14 protein-coding genes are annotated in these 15359 nt (G+C 60.7%); 5 read left to right on the top strand and 9 right to left on the bottom strand.

The genetic code is table 11. The features are described 5' to 3' along the window. Positions 1–39 precede the first annotated feature (39 nt). Entirely contained in the window at positions 40–507 is a 468-nt protein-coding gene (locus LVW35_RS07430; RefSeq protein ID WP_233894535.1) for an RNA methyltransferase, read from the top strand. 68 nt (positions 508–575) lie between these two features. Then, the gene (locus LVW35_RS07425; RefSeq protein ID WP_233894534.1) at positions 576–926 is read left to right on the top strand and encodes a YgaP family membrane protein; all 351 of its coding nucleotides are present in this window, start codon (positions 576–578) and stop codon (positions 924–926) included. Here the strand turns inward: LVW35_RS07425 and LVW35_RS07420 are convergent. After that, positions 923–2143, bottom strand: coding sequence for a hypothetical protein (locus LVW35_RS07420; RefSeq protein ID WP_233894532.1), 1221 nt, complete (start codon positions 2141–2143; stop codon positions 923–925). The genes LVW35_RS07425 and LVW35_RS07420 overlap by 4 nt on opposite strands. Positions 2144–2155: 12 nt before the next feature. After that, positions 2156–2605: a YcgN family cysteine cluster protein gene (locus LVW35_RS07415; protein ID WP_233894531.1), complete on the bottom strand. Its 450-nt coding sequence runs from the start codon at positions 2603–2605 to the stop codon at positions 2156–2158. A 154-nt stretch (positions 2606–2759) separates the two neighbouring features. Here LVW35_RS07415 and LVW35_RS07410 point away from each other — a divergent pair, with 154 nt between their 5' ends. Then, complete coding sequence (locus tag LVW35_RS07410; protein ID WP_233894529.1) at positions 2760–3344, top strand: nitroreductase family protein; 585 nt, start codon at positions 2760–2762, stop codon at positions 3342–3344. A gap of 217 nt (positions 3345–3561) precedes the next feature. Here the strand turns inward: LVW35_RS07410 and LVW35_RS07405 are convergent, their stop codons facing one another. The 6 genes from LVW35_RS07405 to LVW35_RS07380 all read right to left on the bottom strand — a co-directional run bounded on the left by LVW35_RS07405 (position 3562) and on the right by LVW35_RS07380 (position 11786). Continuing rightward, complete coding sequence (locus tag LVW35_RS07405; RefSeq protein ID WP_233894527.1) at positions 3562–7017, bottom strand: OspG family effector kinase; 3456 nt, start codon at positions 7015–7017, stop codon at positions 3562–3564. A 111-nt stretch (positions 7018–7128) separates the two neighbouring features. Beyond that, entirely contained in the window at positions 7129–8061 is a 933-nt protein-coding gene (locus LVW35_RS07400; RefSeq protein ID WP_233894525.1) for a D-2-hydroxyacid dehydrogenase, read from the bottom strand. A 107-nt stretch (positions 8062–8168) separates the two neighbouring features. After that, positions 8169–8462 (bottom strand): YcgL domain-containing protein, encoded by a 294-nt coding sequence (locus tag LVW35_RS07395; RefSeq protein ID WP_233894523.1) that lies wholly within the window; start codon positions 8460–8462, stop codon positions 8169–8171. Next, positions 8459–9592 (bottom strand): ribonuclease D, encoded by a 1134-nt coding sequence (rnd, locus tag LVW35_RS07390; protein WP_233894522.1) that lies wholly within the window; start codon positions 9590–9592, stop codon positions 8459–8461. Before rnd ends, LVW35_RS07395 begins: the two co-directional genes overlap by 4 nt. A gap of 122 nt (positions 9593–9714) precedes the next feature. Further along, positions 9715–10314, bottom strand: a complete 600-nt coding sequence (locus LVW35_RS07385) for a class I SAM-dependent methyltransferase (protein ID WP_233894520.1) — start codon at positions 10312–10314, stop codon at positions 9715–9717. Between the two features lie 101 nt (positions 10315–10415). Next, positions 10416–11786, bottom strand: coding sequence for a glutamine synthetase family protein (locus tag LVW35_RS07380; protein WP_233894518.1), 1371 nt, complete (start codon positions 11784–11786; stop codon positions 10416–10418). A gap of 342 nt (positions 11787–12128) precedes the next feature. Here LVW35_RS07380 and LVW35_RS07375 point away from each other — a divergent pair, with 342 nt between their 5' ends. Both LVW35_RS07375 and LVW35_RS07370 read left to right on the top strand, forming a co-directional pair. Further along, complete coding sequence (locus tag LVW35_RS07375; protein ID WP_233894517.1) at positions 12129–12902, top strand: transporter substrate-binding domain-containing protein; 774 nt, start codon at positions 12129–12131, stop codon at positions 12900–12902. A 51-nt stretch (positions 12903–12953) separates the two neighbouring features. Then, positions 12954–13790, top strand: a complete 837-nt coding sequence (locus LVW35_RS07370; RefSeq protein ID WP_233894515.1) for a cache domain-containing protein — start codon at positions 12954–12956, stop codon at positions 13788–13790. A gap of 35 nt (positions 13791–13825) precedes the next feature. On the opposite strand, the gene LVW35_RS07365 is transcribed toward LVW35_RS07370, so the two are convergent. Continuing rightward, positions 13826–15343, bottom strand: coding sequence for an MDR family MFS transporter (locus LVW35_RS07365; protein WP_233896424.1), 1518 nt, complete (start codon positions 15341–15343; stop codon positions 13826–13828). Between the last annotated feature and the right edge of the window lie 16 nt (positions 15344–15359).

Here is a 15359-nt window from a genome sequence, read left to right as displayed (position 1 = left end):
AAGCTTGCCGCTATACTGCTGCCTTTTTAAGGCACTTCCGTGGGCAATAAACGCTACAGCTGCATCGGTCTGTATAACCCCAAATCCCCTGAAAACGTCGGCTCGGTCATGCGTGCCGCCGGCTGCTACGGCGTGGCCTCGGTGTTTTACACCGGCGTGCGTTACGAGCGCGCTCGGGACTTCATCACCGACACCAAGAAAGTCCACCACGACATTCCGCTGATCGGCATCGACGATCTTAAAAAGATCCTGCCCCTGGGCTGCATCCCCGTCGCGGTAGAACTGGTAGAAGGCGCTCGCCCGCTGCCGGAATACACCCACCCAGACCGCGCGCTGTATATTTTCGGCCCGGAAGACGGCTCCCTCGACAAAGAGATCCGTGACTGGTGCGAAGACGTGGTCTACATCCCGACCACCGGTTGCATGAACCTCGCCGCCACCGTCAATGTGGTGCTCTACGACCGCTTGGCCAAGGGCAACAACACCCGTTCGGGCTCCAAATACTGAAATTTTCGGAACATCCAGCGCCTGTGGGCAGTCTGCTGGTTATCACTTGCCCTTGTTGGAGACAGATCATGAGCGACAGCAAAACCTTGCGCCCTATCATCGAACACACGCCCTTCGAGACCCAGCCCACGCAAAACGTGCACGGTTGGGAGCGCATCGGCTCGGTCGCCGGTGGCGTGATGATGGTCGGCAAAGGCCTGCGCCGTGGCGGGATTTTCGGCCTGATCCAGGTGGCGATCGGCGGTGTGGCGCTGGCCCGAGGTTTTACCGGGCATAGCTCGCTCAAGGACAAGCTGGAACAGGGTCGCCAGGAAATGAACACGGTGCGCACGAAGATCGAACGCGCCGGGGCGGAGCTGAGGAATTTGAAGACCAAGGCTGAAGTGGCAGCCGAGAAGACCACCAGAACCACCCGCTAACGCAGCAGCTTGTTGTCCAGCACCACCGACGCCTCGCCGATGATGCTCTCAGCCAGTTGCACGAACTGCGCAGTGGTGATGCTGTTGGCGCGCATCACCGCTTGCGCGAGGTCATCCAGCGAGCGTTTGTTATGGGTTTTTACGCGGATCTCACGGTCCAGCTCCTGTAACACCACCACCGCCCGTGACACCGTGGCGCCGCTGACCTGCTCGCCGCGCAGGCTGATGACGTCCTTACCTGCCTTCGCCAACCGCGCCTGTATCGCTTGATAGCGCTCATCGGTTATACCACCGGCCCGGCGCACCAGTTCAATGGCGTAGTACTCGGTCATGCCCTCGCTGATCCAGTCACTGGTATCGTGATCTTTGAAGCGCCCGATCGCCTGCACCACCTCACGGACCAACGGGCTGCTGCCGTTTTCGCTGACCAGTGGCGTGCGACTGTTGAGGTAGATCGAGTCGCGCGCCGAGAACGCACCACGGCGCATCGGGTCACTGGCGCCCACCACCAGCAGCTTGGCTGGGTGACGCGGGAAAGCGGCTTCTACCTGGGGCCAGACAAACGTGAGCAATGTCAGCACATCCATGCGGCGCATGGCCTGGCCTTTGGGCGACACCACGGTGACTTCCGTCTCGCCCAGTCGTACGCGGCGACTGCCGAGGTTGCCGGCGAGCATCCAGCCGGTAGGCCGGTCGAACAGGCGCGAAACGTTGTCGATGCGGAACTTGTTCTTGCCGATGCGCGGCCAGGCGGTTTCGACGCTTTTCCAGCCCGCCGGCAGTTCGAACACTAAACGCGAGACCAGCTCGACGCCGTCCTGCTGGTCAAGGCGTGCGGTAGGCACCAGGTCTTCGCCGCGAAACAGCGCCCAGCTCGGCGTTACCCGCGCTTCATAGATCCCGGCCTTGCGCGCATGGGTAAGGCGCACGCGGTAGGTCAGGCTGGCCTTGTTGGCGCTGGGTTGCCAGAGGCCACGGTGCTCGGTGATGCGCCACTGTCCATCGGCCTTGAAGTCGCTGTAGTCACCGTCATGGCCGAGGTCGAAGTTCAGGCTGCGCACCGCCGAGCCCTGGGAAAGGCTCACACGGACCTCGGCCTGGTCGCTCTGGGGTAACAGTTTGACGTGATAATCCAGGTCGACTTTCTTCGCGCACCACCCAGCCGTGCTCAGCGTCAGCAACACCACAGATGCCGCCAGCTTGATTGCCCCCCTCATACCCACTCCTTGTCAGCCCGCGCGGAAAATCAGGTAATCCTCCCAGTCTTCTTCGGCCACGCTGCCTTCGCTGAGCATGCGCCCGGACTGGGAAATGCGTTCATGGTGCACGGCATCACGGTCGCCGCAGACCAGGTGATGCCACAACGGCAGGTCCTTGCGTTCGCTGACCAAGCGATAGCCGCAGGTCGGCGGAAGCCATTTGAATTGGTCGGCCTGGCCTGGGGTGAGCTGGATGCAATCCGGTACCGACGCACGGCGGTTGGGGTAGTCGGTGCACTGGCAGGTTTTCAGGTCGAGCAGTTTGCAGGCGATCCGTGTGTAATAGACGCTGTTGTCGTCTTCATCCTCAAGCTTTTGCAGGCAGCACAGGCCACAGCCGTCGCACAACGACTCCCACTCCTCCTGATCGAGGTGTTCAAGGGTTTTGCGTATCCAGAAAGGTTCGACTTTGGCGGCCATGGCTCTACATCAGTATCGGTAGGTGAAAAGGCCGCCAGTCTAGTGCCCACGGCCCTTGGGGCCAAGCGCTTACGACTGGCGGTGTGACAACACTTGTCAGTCTGGTGACCGCGCAGTAGCTTTGAACGCCGAATTGACGATCAGGAACTGCTCCATGACACGTGTTGCCGACTATCCGATCCACACCCAGTTCACCAACCGCTGGTCGCCTCGCGCCTTTACCGGCGAAACCATCTCCCAGGAAACCCTGCTGAGTTTCTTCGAAGCCGCGCGCTGGGCGCCGTCCGCCTACAACTCGCAGCCGTGGCGGTTTCTCTACGCGCGCCGCGATACGCCGGACTGGGAGCGTTTTCTGGGCCTGTTGAATGAATTCAACCGTGGCTGGGCGCAACACGCGTCGGCCCTGGTGATCATCGCGTCGAAAACCGACTTCACCGCCCCCGGCGCCAGCGAAGAAACCCCAGCCCTGTGGCACACCTTCGACACGGGTTCCGCCTGGGGCCACCTGGCGCTGCAAGCCAGTCTCAGCGGCTGGCACACCCACGGCATGGCCGGGTTCGATCAGGAACTGACCCGTAAAGAGCTGAAAATCCCGGAAGGTTATGCACTGCATGCCGCCGTGGCGATCGGCAAGCTGGGGGACAAATCGAGCTTGCCGGAATACCTGCAGGGTCGTGAAGCACCAAGCCCGCGCCGTCCGTTGAGCGAGTTGGTGTCGGAAGGCGATTTCAGCCTGTAGCGTTCAGCGGTGAAGCTGCCTGCGGCTTCACCGCACTTCCCCGAAGGACGGGAGTCTGGCTTCGGCACGGGTTGATAAAACGGCCCATAGTCCACCAGCAACTCATCAGCTTTCTTGATGTCCTTGAGCGCTACATAGAAAGTCGGGTGTTCCCCAAATTTGTAACAGTCCCTAGCTCATCACCGCAACACAGCGACAATATCCAACTGGGTGAAGATCAAACCGCCTTTGCAATAAGTTCGGCGAACTCGCTGCGCACCTTTTGTTTTTTCCGGTCGTACACATCCTTGACGCCCGGCACCATAAACTCGGCAGGCAAGCCGTCCATATCTACGGGGTAGACCTTGTTGTCCTTTGCGCTGTAAATGAAGTTCTTCAGCTGCGGGTCGTTGTGAAAAATATCCTTAGCCTCCATTTCGGCGAACGCATCATCCAGTAACGACCTAGCCCGCGCAGGCAAGCTGCCCTGGTCAATCCGGCTGAGATCTACGCCATCGATCCGGCCCATCTTTATATATTTACGCCCTCCATCGATCACCACCACGGCAAAGCCTTCGCCGTAGTATTTATTCAGGTTGACCACTTCCATACTGGTGTAACCCTCGGCGGTCGTTAAACGCGTCGGACCGAGATCTTTATAGACGCTTTTCCCATCTAGGCTGGCATAGACAATGCCCTCCTCCCCCCGACCAATCTCAGGCCCGAGATCCGCCACTACCGACGGTCGATTCCCCCCACGTACGCCCACACGCTGCCATTGGTCACCCTCGATATGCTGGATCAACAACTCGGTTTGCCGGTTGTTGTGATAGATCCGTGCCTGTACCACACCGTCCTCCGTGCGCGCGACCTGTCGCACTTCATACACGGCCGTCTGACCGCGACTGTCAGCGTGGCGGATAAAGGACTGATGGCCATTAGCAGCCATGTACACGCCCTGGCTGTTACGCGAAAGCCCGACAATGTTCGATTCGGCTACCTGGATAGCAGTATTGAGCGAATTGTTGAGTTCATTCGCGGCAGGCACCTGTACGGTGGCTATCACGCCGTTCACGGCTCGATTATTGGCAATGAAGCCTTCCAGTGGGCCGCCGAATGGCTGCATCCTATCGGCGTCAAACGCGTACCAATGACCGTTTTTCAACACCGCAGCCCCGTCCACTGCCTGACCGGATACTTTCAACGTACCTGTAGCCGCCGCATCGTATTGCTTGCTCACAGCCTTCAACAAATCGTAGCTGCCGCTCGCCCCTCGGAGTCGATTCACAACCTTCGCACCTTTGGCGGCCAGGAAACCGACACCGCCCACGGTCAAATCCCCCAGGCCACCCAAGGGGTTAAAGGTAGCCATGACGCTCGTACCGATGACCTTGGCAGCACGCAATGCCTTGGTCGTAGCGGAAGCCGCCGTCGCACTGATCTTGGCGACTTTGCCAGCGGTCGCCAGGCCAGCGGTGAGAAACCCGAAGATATCCAGTGCCAGGTCCGTCACCCCCTCGCCGTACTGGCCATTCTGGAAATTGACGATGGCCGAGCGAAACGGGATCAGGTTCAAGATAAAGGTTTCGACAGGCCTGGCCCTGTCGGTTTGCAGGTCTTGCGTAGTCTTGCCCAAGGCTTGTTGCTTGATGGCCGGGTTATCGAAATCCAGGTGTTTGACGAACACTTCGGCGATGTCGCTGCTGCGTGCACTGCTGAAACTGTCCCAGGTTTTTTCACCAGCCGTGCGCTCGGTACTCAGGCTGGTGGCGCTATCTTTGGGCAGGAACGCCTTGGTTTGCTCAACGTTGTTAGCGTCACGATCGCGTCGCTCCTGTACGAGATAATTCGGGGCGGGGGCAATCGTGCCTTTGTTCAAGTTGATTTCGTACGCGGTCGTGACACCGTCGCGCTCAGTTTTCACCCATAGCCCAGGCGAGGTCGGGCCCGGTGTTGTCGAGGTGAAATCTAGCCCAAGCGTGAAGGATGTCTGTTGGTAAAAGGTCACCTTGCCAAACTCAAGGTTCTTGCGGTCTTCAACAGGCAATTGTGAAATCAGGTGTTTCACGGTGGTGGCGACGGCGCTTTTTTTTGTATGGATAGCCTTCTCGAACGACTGGTTGAACGCCTCCGTTACGCCGAACCGAGGGTTGGCATTGAGTGCGCCCAAAGGAATACGCGGGTCCTGAGAAAAAAAAGGTGCCGGGCTGCGCAGGTCCATCATCGCGATGTCCAGTAACGAGTGACGGCCGACCAGCGAAGTCCTATGGCCTGGACCAGCATAATCATGGGTGCTGATCAGTTTTTCTTCGAACAGATCACCCAGGTCGCCAAACCGGGCGATCAGCCTGCCCAGCGCAATCTCCCTGCGGGTAGGCATCTCCTGGTCCAACCCTTGGGAGGCCTCCAGCAACCCCGCCAACCGCTGGTTGAACGCAGCACCCAGTGCATTAAGCGTCTCGACGGGGTATTGATCATCTCCCCGCTTGGCCAGCACGCCATTGGCCACGGCCCAGTCCACTAATGCAGCCTTCTGCGCCAGCTCGGCGACCATCGGGTGGTTCATGCTGGCTGACTTGGCCTGGCTCATGACGTCGGCGAAAGTCATGCCTGGCACGCTACCGGGCGCTCCGGCCTCGATCACCGCGGCGGCAATCGACAGGCTGACCCAGGCAGGGCTGCCATAGGTCACGTTAGGGGGAATGTCCTTGATTAAAAATTCCGGTGCCTTGCGGGCCAGCAACAAATGCGCCGCGGCCCTGGCCAACGGCGCGCTGGTTTTACCCGTGCTCTGCAGGTGCTGGGCCAGGCCCTCCACCACGGTCGCTGCGGGCTTGCCCCAATGCGGTTGTTGCGCCAGGTCAAACCCGGCAACTTTATGCCGGTGCGGCGCATCGATGGATTCGTGATCCATTTGCAGTGCGATGGCCGCGAGCATGTAGTCATCCACGCTGCTGTCGCTGGCAATGCCGCCCATGCGGGTTTGCAGAGCCTGACCCAAATAGCGCGCTTCGGGAGAACCCAGCAGAGCATTCAGCGTCTTCACCGGGTCGGCCAATTCAGCGGCAGAAAGAGGGTTTTGGTAAGTCAAAAAATCCAGCACGCCTTTGGTTTGCATCACCAGGGGCTGATCGCCGAGGTGATGACCGTGACGCTGGGCAATGCTGCGTAACTGACGTTGTTGATCGGTGTTCAACGGGATCGGCCAGCCTAACGCACCGGCCAGATTCTCAAGCGGATGCTGCAGGGCGCGCTGGTGCACAGCGCTGGCCAGGGCCGTCAGGTGAAAATGAGTCGTCGGCAGGCCCAGGTTTTTGCTTGTGATAAAGGCCTCAAGTGTAGCGGTGGTGCCCTGCGCCGATAACTCTGACAAATCGTGCCGCAGCTCCATTGATGTGGCTTGCAGTGCGGACCTCACCGCCTGCGAGCTGGCGTCCGGTCCCAACTGTTTGGCAAGCGCGTAGAGGTTTTCGCTGAGCGTCTGCAGATTGGCTTTGTTATTTAACGCCGCCGTCAATGTCGAGGGTGCCTGTTTAACGGCCAGTGCCTGGGCGTTATTCGGCGTGACCGCACGGCTGTCAACCGTCGCACTGGAATCGTCGGGCAAGTTCGATAGGTGAGTATGAGTGGTGATGAGTTGAGGCGTGGAGGACCTGATGCCCGTCATGAATATACCTGTCGGTTGCTGAAACAATCATCCCGCCCAAAGCGCCTGTTAGCGCCTCGCGGCATTTACTGGGTGTAAAAACCCAGTGGGGACGTTCCAGAGCGGTTGTCAGGTTTCGTGTCCAGGACGGGGGTAGATTCAGTATCCGCGTTCGAAGCTGACTTCGCCCCTGAGTGCTGTTTTTGCCTCATACGCCTGCAGGTTTTCAACAAACAACGCCACCATCAATTCAGGTGAAGTCGGCGCCGAACTGTGGCCGGTCAGCAGAAGTCCCCAGGCGGTCCAGAACGGGTGACGCTGCGGCAACGGTTCCTGACGGCACACATCAATTACCGCACCGGCCAGATGCCCTTCTTTCAACGCTTCGACCAGGTCGGCATCCACCACCGCCACACCGCGCCCTACGTTGATAAACAAACCGGTCGGCTTGAATTGCTTGAACAAGGCCGCATCGTACAGGTCATGAGTGCTCGGCGTGTTGGGCAGCAGGTTGATCACGTAATCCACATCGCCCACCAGGCGACCCAATTCTTCGAGCCCGGCCACTTCGATAAACGGCGCCTGTTCCCGAGCGGAACTGGCGATGCCATACAGCTTGACGCCGAACGGCACCAGGAACTCGGCAACGCTCTGACCGATATCGCCGGTGCCCACGATCAACACCTTGCGCCCCGCCAGGCTCTGGCCCATGCGGTTGTCCCACTTGCGCTCGACCTGGCTGACCAGGCGCGCCAGCACCTCGCGCTCGTGGCCGAGCATGTAAGTGAGCACAAATTCGGCCATGACCTGGCCATAAATGCCGACCGCACGGGTCAGGCGATAGTCGCGGGGCAGGCCTTCGGCCAGCAGCGGCGTGATACCGGCCCAGGTCGATTGCAGCCATTGCGGGTGATGCCCTTGACGCAGCAACGTCGCCAGCAGATCCGGCTGGCCCAGCCAGATCGGACAATCGGCGGCCAGGCGCGACAGCTCGGCCGAGTCGCCGCTGGTCAGCACCTCCAGTTCCGGTGCCGCCTCGCCCAGCAGTTGGGCGTAGAGCGGGTGATCCTGTTCAGCAATCAGAACACGCATGCTTAAAACCTTTCAAAAACAGTACGGACGGCCGCCCGCATCCTTACGGCCACCGCCCACTTATACGATTCCATTGAAGCAAGTGCCCCGGACGGAGCACCGGTCGATCACATCGGGTCGTTGCGGCGCAGCAGCTCTTCGGGCAAGTGTTCGATGTACTCGTCCTCGGGCGGCGGCATTTGCAGGTGGTAACCCTGTTTGTCGAGGTTTTCCAGCACCTGCACGATGTCTTCCTGTTGCAGCTTACGCTCAGGCGTCAGCACCAGGTTGAATGCGAGTACCGGCTGGCCGAACACCGTGAGCAGACCCTCGGGCACACGCTCAAGGGCATCGCTTTTCAGTACGTAAAGGTACATGCCGGCACGTTTGGTGCTGCGGTAGATGGAGCAGATACGTTTCAAGGCTGTTCTCCGGCGCAGGCAAGGCTGTCGAGCAGCGCTTGGCCCATCAACTCGCGGCGCCAGCCACGCAGCGAGTCTGGCAATTTATAAGGCCCATCGGGGTAGCCGCTTTTGACCAAGGCTTCGAGGGTTTTCTTGCGCAGCATCAGTTCAGGGGCCATCTCCAGGCGTTCGGCTTCAGCCTGGCCAACGGCGCGCAATTGCTTGATCAGTGCGGCGGCATCCACCGGCAAAGGTTCGGCAACGGCGGGCGGCCATTGGTCCATCGGTACGCTGCCGGCACGTTTGATCAGGTCCAGCAGGAACTGGCCGTCCTGACGCACGGTGCGCGGGTGCATGTCTTCGATCTTGCCCAGCGCGACGAGGTTGTCCGGCTGGGATTTGGCCAGGGGCCACAGCGAGTGTTCACGAATGATGCGGTTGCGCGGCAGATCACGGGCGCGGGCCTGCTGCTCGCGCCAGGCGCACAGCTCACGCAGCACGGCGAGTTGGGCGCGTGACAGTTTCCACGCCAGCTTGGCGTCGCGGTACACCTCGTAGGGGTCGACTTCGCGTCGCAGGTTGGCAACCAACTCCGCGCCGTCTTCCAGCACCCAGGTGTATTTGTCGTCCGACAGCCGCGGGCGCAGGCGCGTGTAGACCTCGGCCAGGTGCACCGCATCTTCGGCTGCGTAGCTGATCTGCGTCTCGGACAAGGGCCGCTGCAGCCAGTCCGAGCGGGTTTCGCCCTTGGGCAGTTCGATATCCAGTACGGCTTGCACCAGGCGCGAATAGCCCATGGAAAAACCGAGATTCAGATAAGCGGCGGCCAATTGAGTGTCGAATAACGGCACCGGCAGGCTGCCAGTCAGGCGCAGCAGCACTTCCAGGTCTTCGCTGCAGGCGTGCACCACCTTGATCACCGCCGGGTTTTCCAGCAAGTCGGCCAAGGGTTGCCAGTTGTCGATGGTCAGGGGATCGATCAGGTAAGCGCGCACGCCATCACCGATCTGGATCAGCCCGGCAATGGGATAAAAGGTGTCGACCCGCATGAATTCGGTGTCGAGGGCGACGAATGGCAACTGCTGCCATTCGGCGCAATGCTGGCCGAGGCTATCGTTGTCGCAGATCCAGTGAATATCGATGGCCACACGGCTCTCCCTTGAAGAATGGCGCGCAGTATATATCGCGAAAGGGACTTGCGAGCATCCGCAGTGCACAGGCAACCATGAAAACTCAGACAGAATATGAAGAATAGTCCGACAGCCGGGACTTATCCTCTCTTACGCAGCACGTAGACCCGCCACAGGCTCGAGCCTGGCATGAACTCCTGATGATTCAAGACTTTGAAGCCAGCTTCGCGAAACTCGTCCTCTACGGCGGTACGAGAATTGACGGAAACAATCACCGTGTCGCGGCTAACCCGGTGAAACTCACGAAGCAATGCCCGTCGCCCTTCGCTGCTGGGTACATGGCGAAACAATTCCAGGCAGAAAATGCAGTCCACCGCGTTGGCCGACAGGCCGATGGAAAAAGCCGAGCCTTGAAACGTCTTGACCCGCTTAAGCAGGGACGCCGGATGATGGATGCGAGCGTGGTCAAGCATGTCCTGGGAATTATCCGACGCCAGGATGACCCGGTTGACGTGTTCGGCCAGCACCGGCCAGAAGCGCCCCGAGCCACAGGCCAGGTCCAGCACCAACCCAGGTTCGCCGGCGACTTTCAGCGCCTGGCGCACCAGCCATTCGTCGCGCCACGACGCCAGTCGCTGCCGCAGCCCTGGCGGACGTGTATCGCCGCAAACCCTGGCGTGCTCGCGGTCACAGCGCTGGGCGTATTCGATCTCGATGGAGGATGGTGGTTGTGGCGACATCGCGGGCTCATGTGGGTGGAGCGGGAGTAAACGACCTTGATTTGCAGCTTAACCACTGCGATGTCAAAAAAAGGTCGAAGCGCTTACCCGCGTAAACTCAATCACGCTTGATGCAAATACCAGCGCCAATCCTGCTCGCCTACTTCGCCCATGAACTGGCGGTATTCGGCGCGTTTCACCGCCAGGTACACACCGAGGAATTCATTGCCGAATGCTTCCCGCGCCCAGCTCGAACCTTCCAGCGCGCGCAGGGTGGTGAGCCAATCGGTGGGTAGCAGTTCCTTGGCCTGGGCATAACCATTACCTTCCACTGGGGCACCGGGGTCACGTTGCTCACGGATGCCGCGATGAATACCGGCCAGGATCGCGGCGGCGGCCAGGTACGGGTTGGCATCGGCGCCGCAGATACGGTGTTCGATATGCCGCGAATGGGCCGGCCCGCCAGGCACACGCAGGCTGACGGTACGGTTGTCCACGCCCCAGGTGGCGGCCAGCGGGGCGTAGCTGTTGGTCTGGAAGCGGCGGTAGGAGTTGGCATTGGGGCAGAACATCAGCAGCGAGTCGAGCAAGGTGCTGAGCATGCCGCCCACCGCCTGGCGCAGTAACGGTGTGCCATCGGTGGCTTCGCTGGCGAACAGGTTATTGCCCTCGGCGTCCGCCAGGCTCACGTGCATGTGCATGCCGGTGCCGGCCAGGTCGTCGAACGGCTTGGCCATGAAGCACGCGGTCATGCCGTGTTTATGCGCCACGCCCTTGACCAGGCGCTTGTAGCGCACCGCTTCATCCATCGCTTGCAGAGCGTCGTTGCGGTGCTCCAGGGTGATTTCCACCTGGCCCGGCGCGTATTCGGAAATCGCCGTGCGCGCAGGAATGCCCTGCAGTTTGCAGGCGCTGTAGAGGTCGGCGAGGAAAGGTTCGATCTGCTCCAGCTCACGCAGGCCGTAGACCTGCGTCGAACGCGGGCGCCCGCCATCTACATCCCGCGCCGGTTGCGGGCGGCCGTTGCTGTCGGGTTTCTGGTCGAGCAGGTAAAACTCCAACTCCGCCGCCATCACCGGGTAATAACCGTCGGCCTTGAGGCCGTCGATGACCTTGGCGAGCAAATGCCGGGGGTCGGCCACGGTGGCGGGCAGGCCTTCGGTGGGGTGCATGCTGACTTGCACCACCGCCGTTGGGATCAAACGCCATGGCATACGCTGCAAGCTGCCACTGATCGGATAGGCGCGGCAGTCGATATCACCCACCTCCCACACCAGTCCGGAGTTTTCCACGTCGTCGCCGTTGAGGGTCAGGCCAAGAATGGTACTGGGCAGTGGCCGTCCACTTTCATACACCGCCAGCAGTTCGTCGCGGTGCAGCAACTTGCCGCGCGGCACGCCATTGTTGTCGAGGATAAACAACTCGAACATCTCGATGTCCGGGTGTTGTTCAAGGAAGGATTGGGCTTCGTGCGGGCAGGCAAAAACACTCATGGGCATTCTCATACGTGTGTATCGGGCAGGCACGCAGGTGCGCGCCATCCTGGGGATGGATCAACGTAGGAATGACGTATCTGGTGGGCGTGCGTGACGGCAGTGGAACAAGGCCCAGAAGGCGAGATCGGACGGCAGTGTCGCGGGATGGGTGTCGGAGGAGCCGTCCATGCGAGGGTCACAGTGCTAAAGATGGTCGCCAGCGTCACACGCCTGCATAGGTCGATAAATTCAGGATTGACGGAGTATGGTTGCGACCAGGCTAAACATTTGCCACGCCTTGCCACCGTGCCCAACGCTGGAAATAATGAGCCCCCGCCCATGCCCCAAGGACTCGACCGCATGAAAGCTCCTTTCGCCCTTTGTGTACTGGCAAGTTTGGCAACCAGCGCCCTGGCCGACACCGCGCCCTCGCGCCTTGACCACGTGTTGCAGCGCGGCACACTGACGGTCTGCACCACCGGCGACTACAAGCCCTACACCTCGCTGCGCGCCGATGGCCGCTATGAAGGCATTGACATCGCGATGGCCGAGTCCCTGGCCAAGAGCCTCAACGCAAACATCCAATGGGTGCCCACCACCTGGAAAACCCTGATGCCGGACTTCATGGCTCAGCGTTGTGACATTGCTGTGGGTGGGATTTCGGTATCGCTGGAGCGTCAGAAAAAAGCCTTCTTCAGCCAATCGCTGGGCGTCGATGGCAAGATCCCGTTGGTGCGCTGCGCTGACGTGCAGCGCTATCAGACCGTTCAACAGATTAACCAACCCCAGGTGCGCGTCATCGAACCCGCCGGTGGCACCAACGAAATCTTCGCCCGGGCCCACTTGGGCCAGGCGCAAATCCGTCTGCACGACAACGTGACCATCTTTGACGAACTGCTGGCGGGCAAGGCCGATGTAATGATCACCGACGCCAGCGAGGCGCGTTACCAGCAAAAACTCAAGCCGGGGCTGTGCGCGGTGAACCCCGAGCGGCAGATGCAGTACAGCGAAAAGGCCTTTTTGCTGCCGCGCGATGATGTGGCGTGGAAGAGCTATGTCGACCAGTGGTTGCACCTGAGCGTGGCCACCGGAGTGTATGACGGCATCGTCAACCAGTGGTTGGCGGCGCCTTGAGTCACAGGCGTCTACGCTCTTGTCACACCAACAATAATGAGGGACGGGTAAATGAAGGGACTGCTCCGACTCACCTGCCTGCTGCTGTGTTTCAGCCAGGTGCACGCCGCGACGACTCAGGACGAGGATGCGCAGGCGGCCAAGGCATTGCTGGAAAAGGCCTTGGCTTACTACCAAAGCAACGGCGATAAAGCCTTTGCCGCCTTCAGCCGGCAGGGCGAATTCGTCGACCAGGACCGCTATGTGTTCGTGGTCGACACCAAGGGCGTGTTGCTGGCCAGCGGTGGCCCCTCCTCCGCCTTGATCGGCCGTGATGTGTCCGAAGTGCTCGGGCCGGATTTGCGCCAGTCCTTCAAGGATGCGCTCAAGGTGCCGGAAGGCCAGGGCATCCAGCAGGCCGACTATCGCTGGCAGAACTGGAACGACGGCAAGGTCGAACACAAGCATGTGTTTTATCAGCGCGTGGGCGAACGCATCCTCGCGGTGGGTTATTACTTACCCCGAGCCACGCCGGAACAGGCCCGAGCCCTGCGCAACAAGGCAGTGAACGCACTGCTCAAGGATGAAACCGGCACGCTCAAGGCCATCAATTCATTGCAGGGCGGTTTCCTGCAGGATGACCTCTATGTGTTCGTGGTGGACCTCGATACCCAGCGCTATGTAGCGCATGGCACCAACTTGCGACTGGTCAATACCGACTTCAGCAAGATCAAGGACCCGGACGGCAAGCCAGTGGGCGAACCGATCCTCAAGCTGATGGCCGAGCAGGACCAGGGCGAATACAAATACCGCTGGAAAAACCCGGTGACCGACAAGGTCGAGGACAAGCATGCGTATGTGCGTAAGGCGGGGCACTTCATGGTGGCGGTCGGGTACTACAGCCCCTGAAGTTGAAAAGTGATCAAACTGTGGGAGCGTGTCAGTTATTTTGCCTTGTCTTCTCGACCGCGCAGTACCCGATTGGGCATCGCAATCGCTGCCGCCAACCCCAGCAGCGACACCGTCGCACTGACCATCAGCAAATGCCTGAACGTCACCGCCAGTTCCCCGCGCAGGGCATCCTGTGCCGGGCCGGGGGCCGCGTTGAGGCCGTCGAGCAGCACGTTGCCGGAACCGCCTTCGGCCACCAGTGCGCCGCTGGCCAGGTGGGCGAAGCTGGAGTCCTGCAGCAGCGCCAGCAGCAGCGCCGACATGCACGCGACCCCTACTGCTCCGCCGAGAGAGCGGAACAGGTTGGTGGTGCTGGTGGCGACACCGATATCGCGCTGTTCCACCGAGTTCTGCGTACCCACCAGGGAAGTCGGGAATTGCATGCCGGCCGCGATCCCGCACAACAACATGAACAGTGCCGTCAGGCCCACGGCCTGGGGCGCGCTCAGGGCCATGCCGAGAATGGCAAAGGGGCTCAATAGCGCGCCGCTGAGAATCATCGGTTTATAGCGCCCGGTCACCGAGGTCATGCGCCCGGCAAAATAGGCGCCCATCGGCAACCCCATGGCCAATGGCAGCAAGTGCAGGGCCGCGCTGTCAGCGCCGGAACCGGTCACCGTCTGATAACGCAGCGGCATCAGCACCGTCAGGGAGATCGCCTGGAAGCTGGTGAAAAAGATCGTGCACCAGCACAACACCGCGCTGCGGTTGGCGAACAAATGCATCGGCAACAACGGCTCCCGCGCCCGGCGCTCGTGCCAGACAAACACCGTCAACGCCACCAGCGCACACACCAGCAGGCCCAGGACCTGATCGTCACGCCAATGATGGCCCTGACCGATTTCGGTGATACCCAACAACAAGGCAGTCAAGCCGATGATCATCAGAACAGTGCCGAGGTAATCGATGATCGGCTTGCGCTGCGGCACCGGCAGCCCCACCAGCGTGCGGTGGGCCACGTACCAGGCCCCGGCGCCCAAGGGCAGGTTGATCAGGAACACCCAACGCCACGACAGGTACTCGGTCATGTAGCCGCCGAGCACCGGCCCGGCCACGCTGGCCACCGCGTACATGCTGCTGAAATAGCCCTGGTAACGGCCGCGCTCGCGGGGCGCAATGATGTCGCCGATGATCGCCTGGCTCACCGAGATCATGCCGCCGGCGCCGATGCCCTGTAGGATCCGCGCCAGCACCAGTTGCTCCATGCTTTGCGCCATGCCGCAGAACAGCGAGGCCAGGGTGAACAGGCCCATGCCGATCAGCATCATCGGCCGCCGCCCATACAGGTCACCGAGCTTGCCATAGATCGGCACCGCCACGGTCATCGCGACCATATAGCCGGAAATGACCCAGGCCAGCAGGTTGACGTCGTGGAACTGCGCCGAGATGGCCGGCATGGACACAGCGACAATGGTCTGGTCCAGGGCACCCAGGAAGATCGCCATCATCAGTGAGGCGAGAATACTGCGCACAGCAGGCAGTGGCGGAGCGGGCTGATTGAGGTGCGTCACGGCAAGACCTTCGAGC

The sequence above is a fragment of the Pseudomonas sp. HN11 genome (assembly GCF_021390155.1).
Taxonomy (GTDB): domain Bacteria; phylum Pseudomonadota; class Gammaproteobacteria; order Pseudomonadales; family Pseudomonadaceae; genus Aquipseudomonas.
The sequence above is the reverse complement of the archived record's forward strand: the minus strand, read 5'-3'. Positions and strand labels throughout refer to the sequence as shown.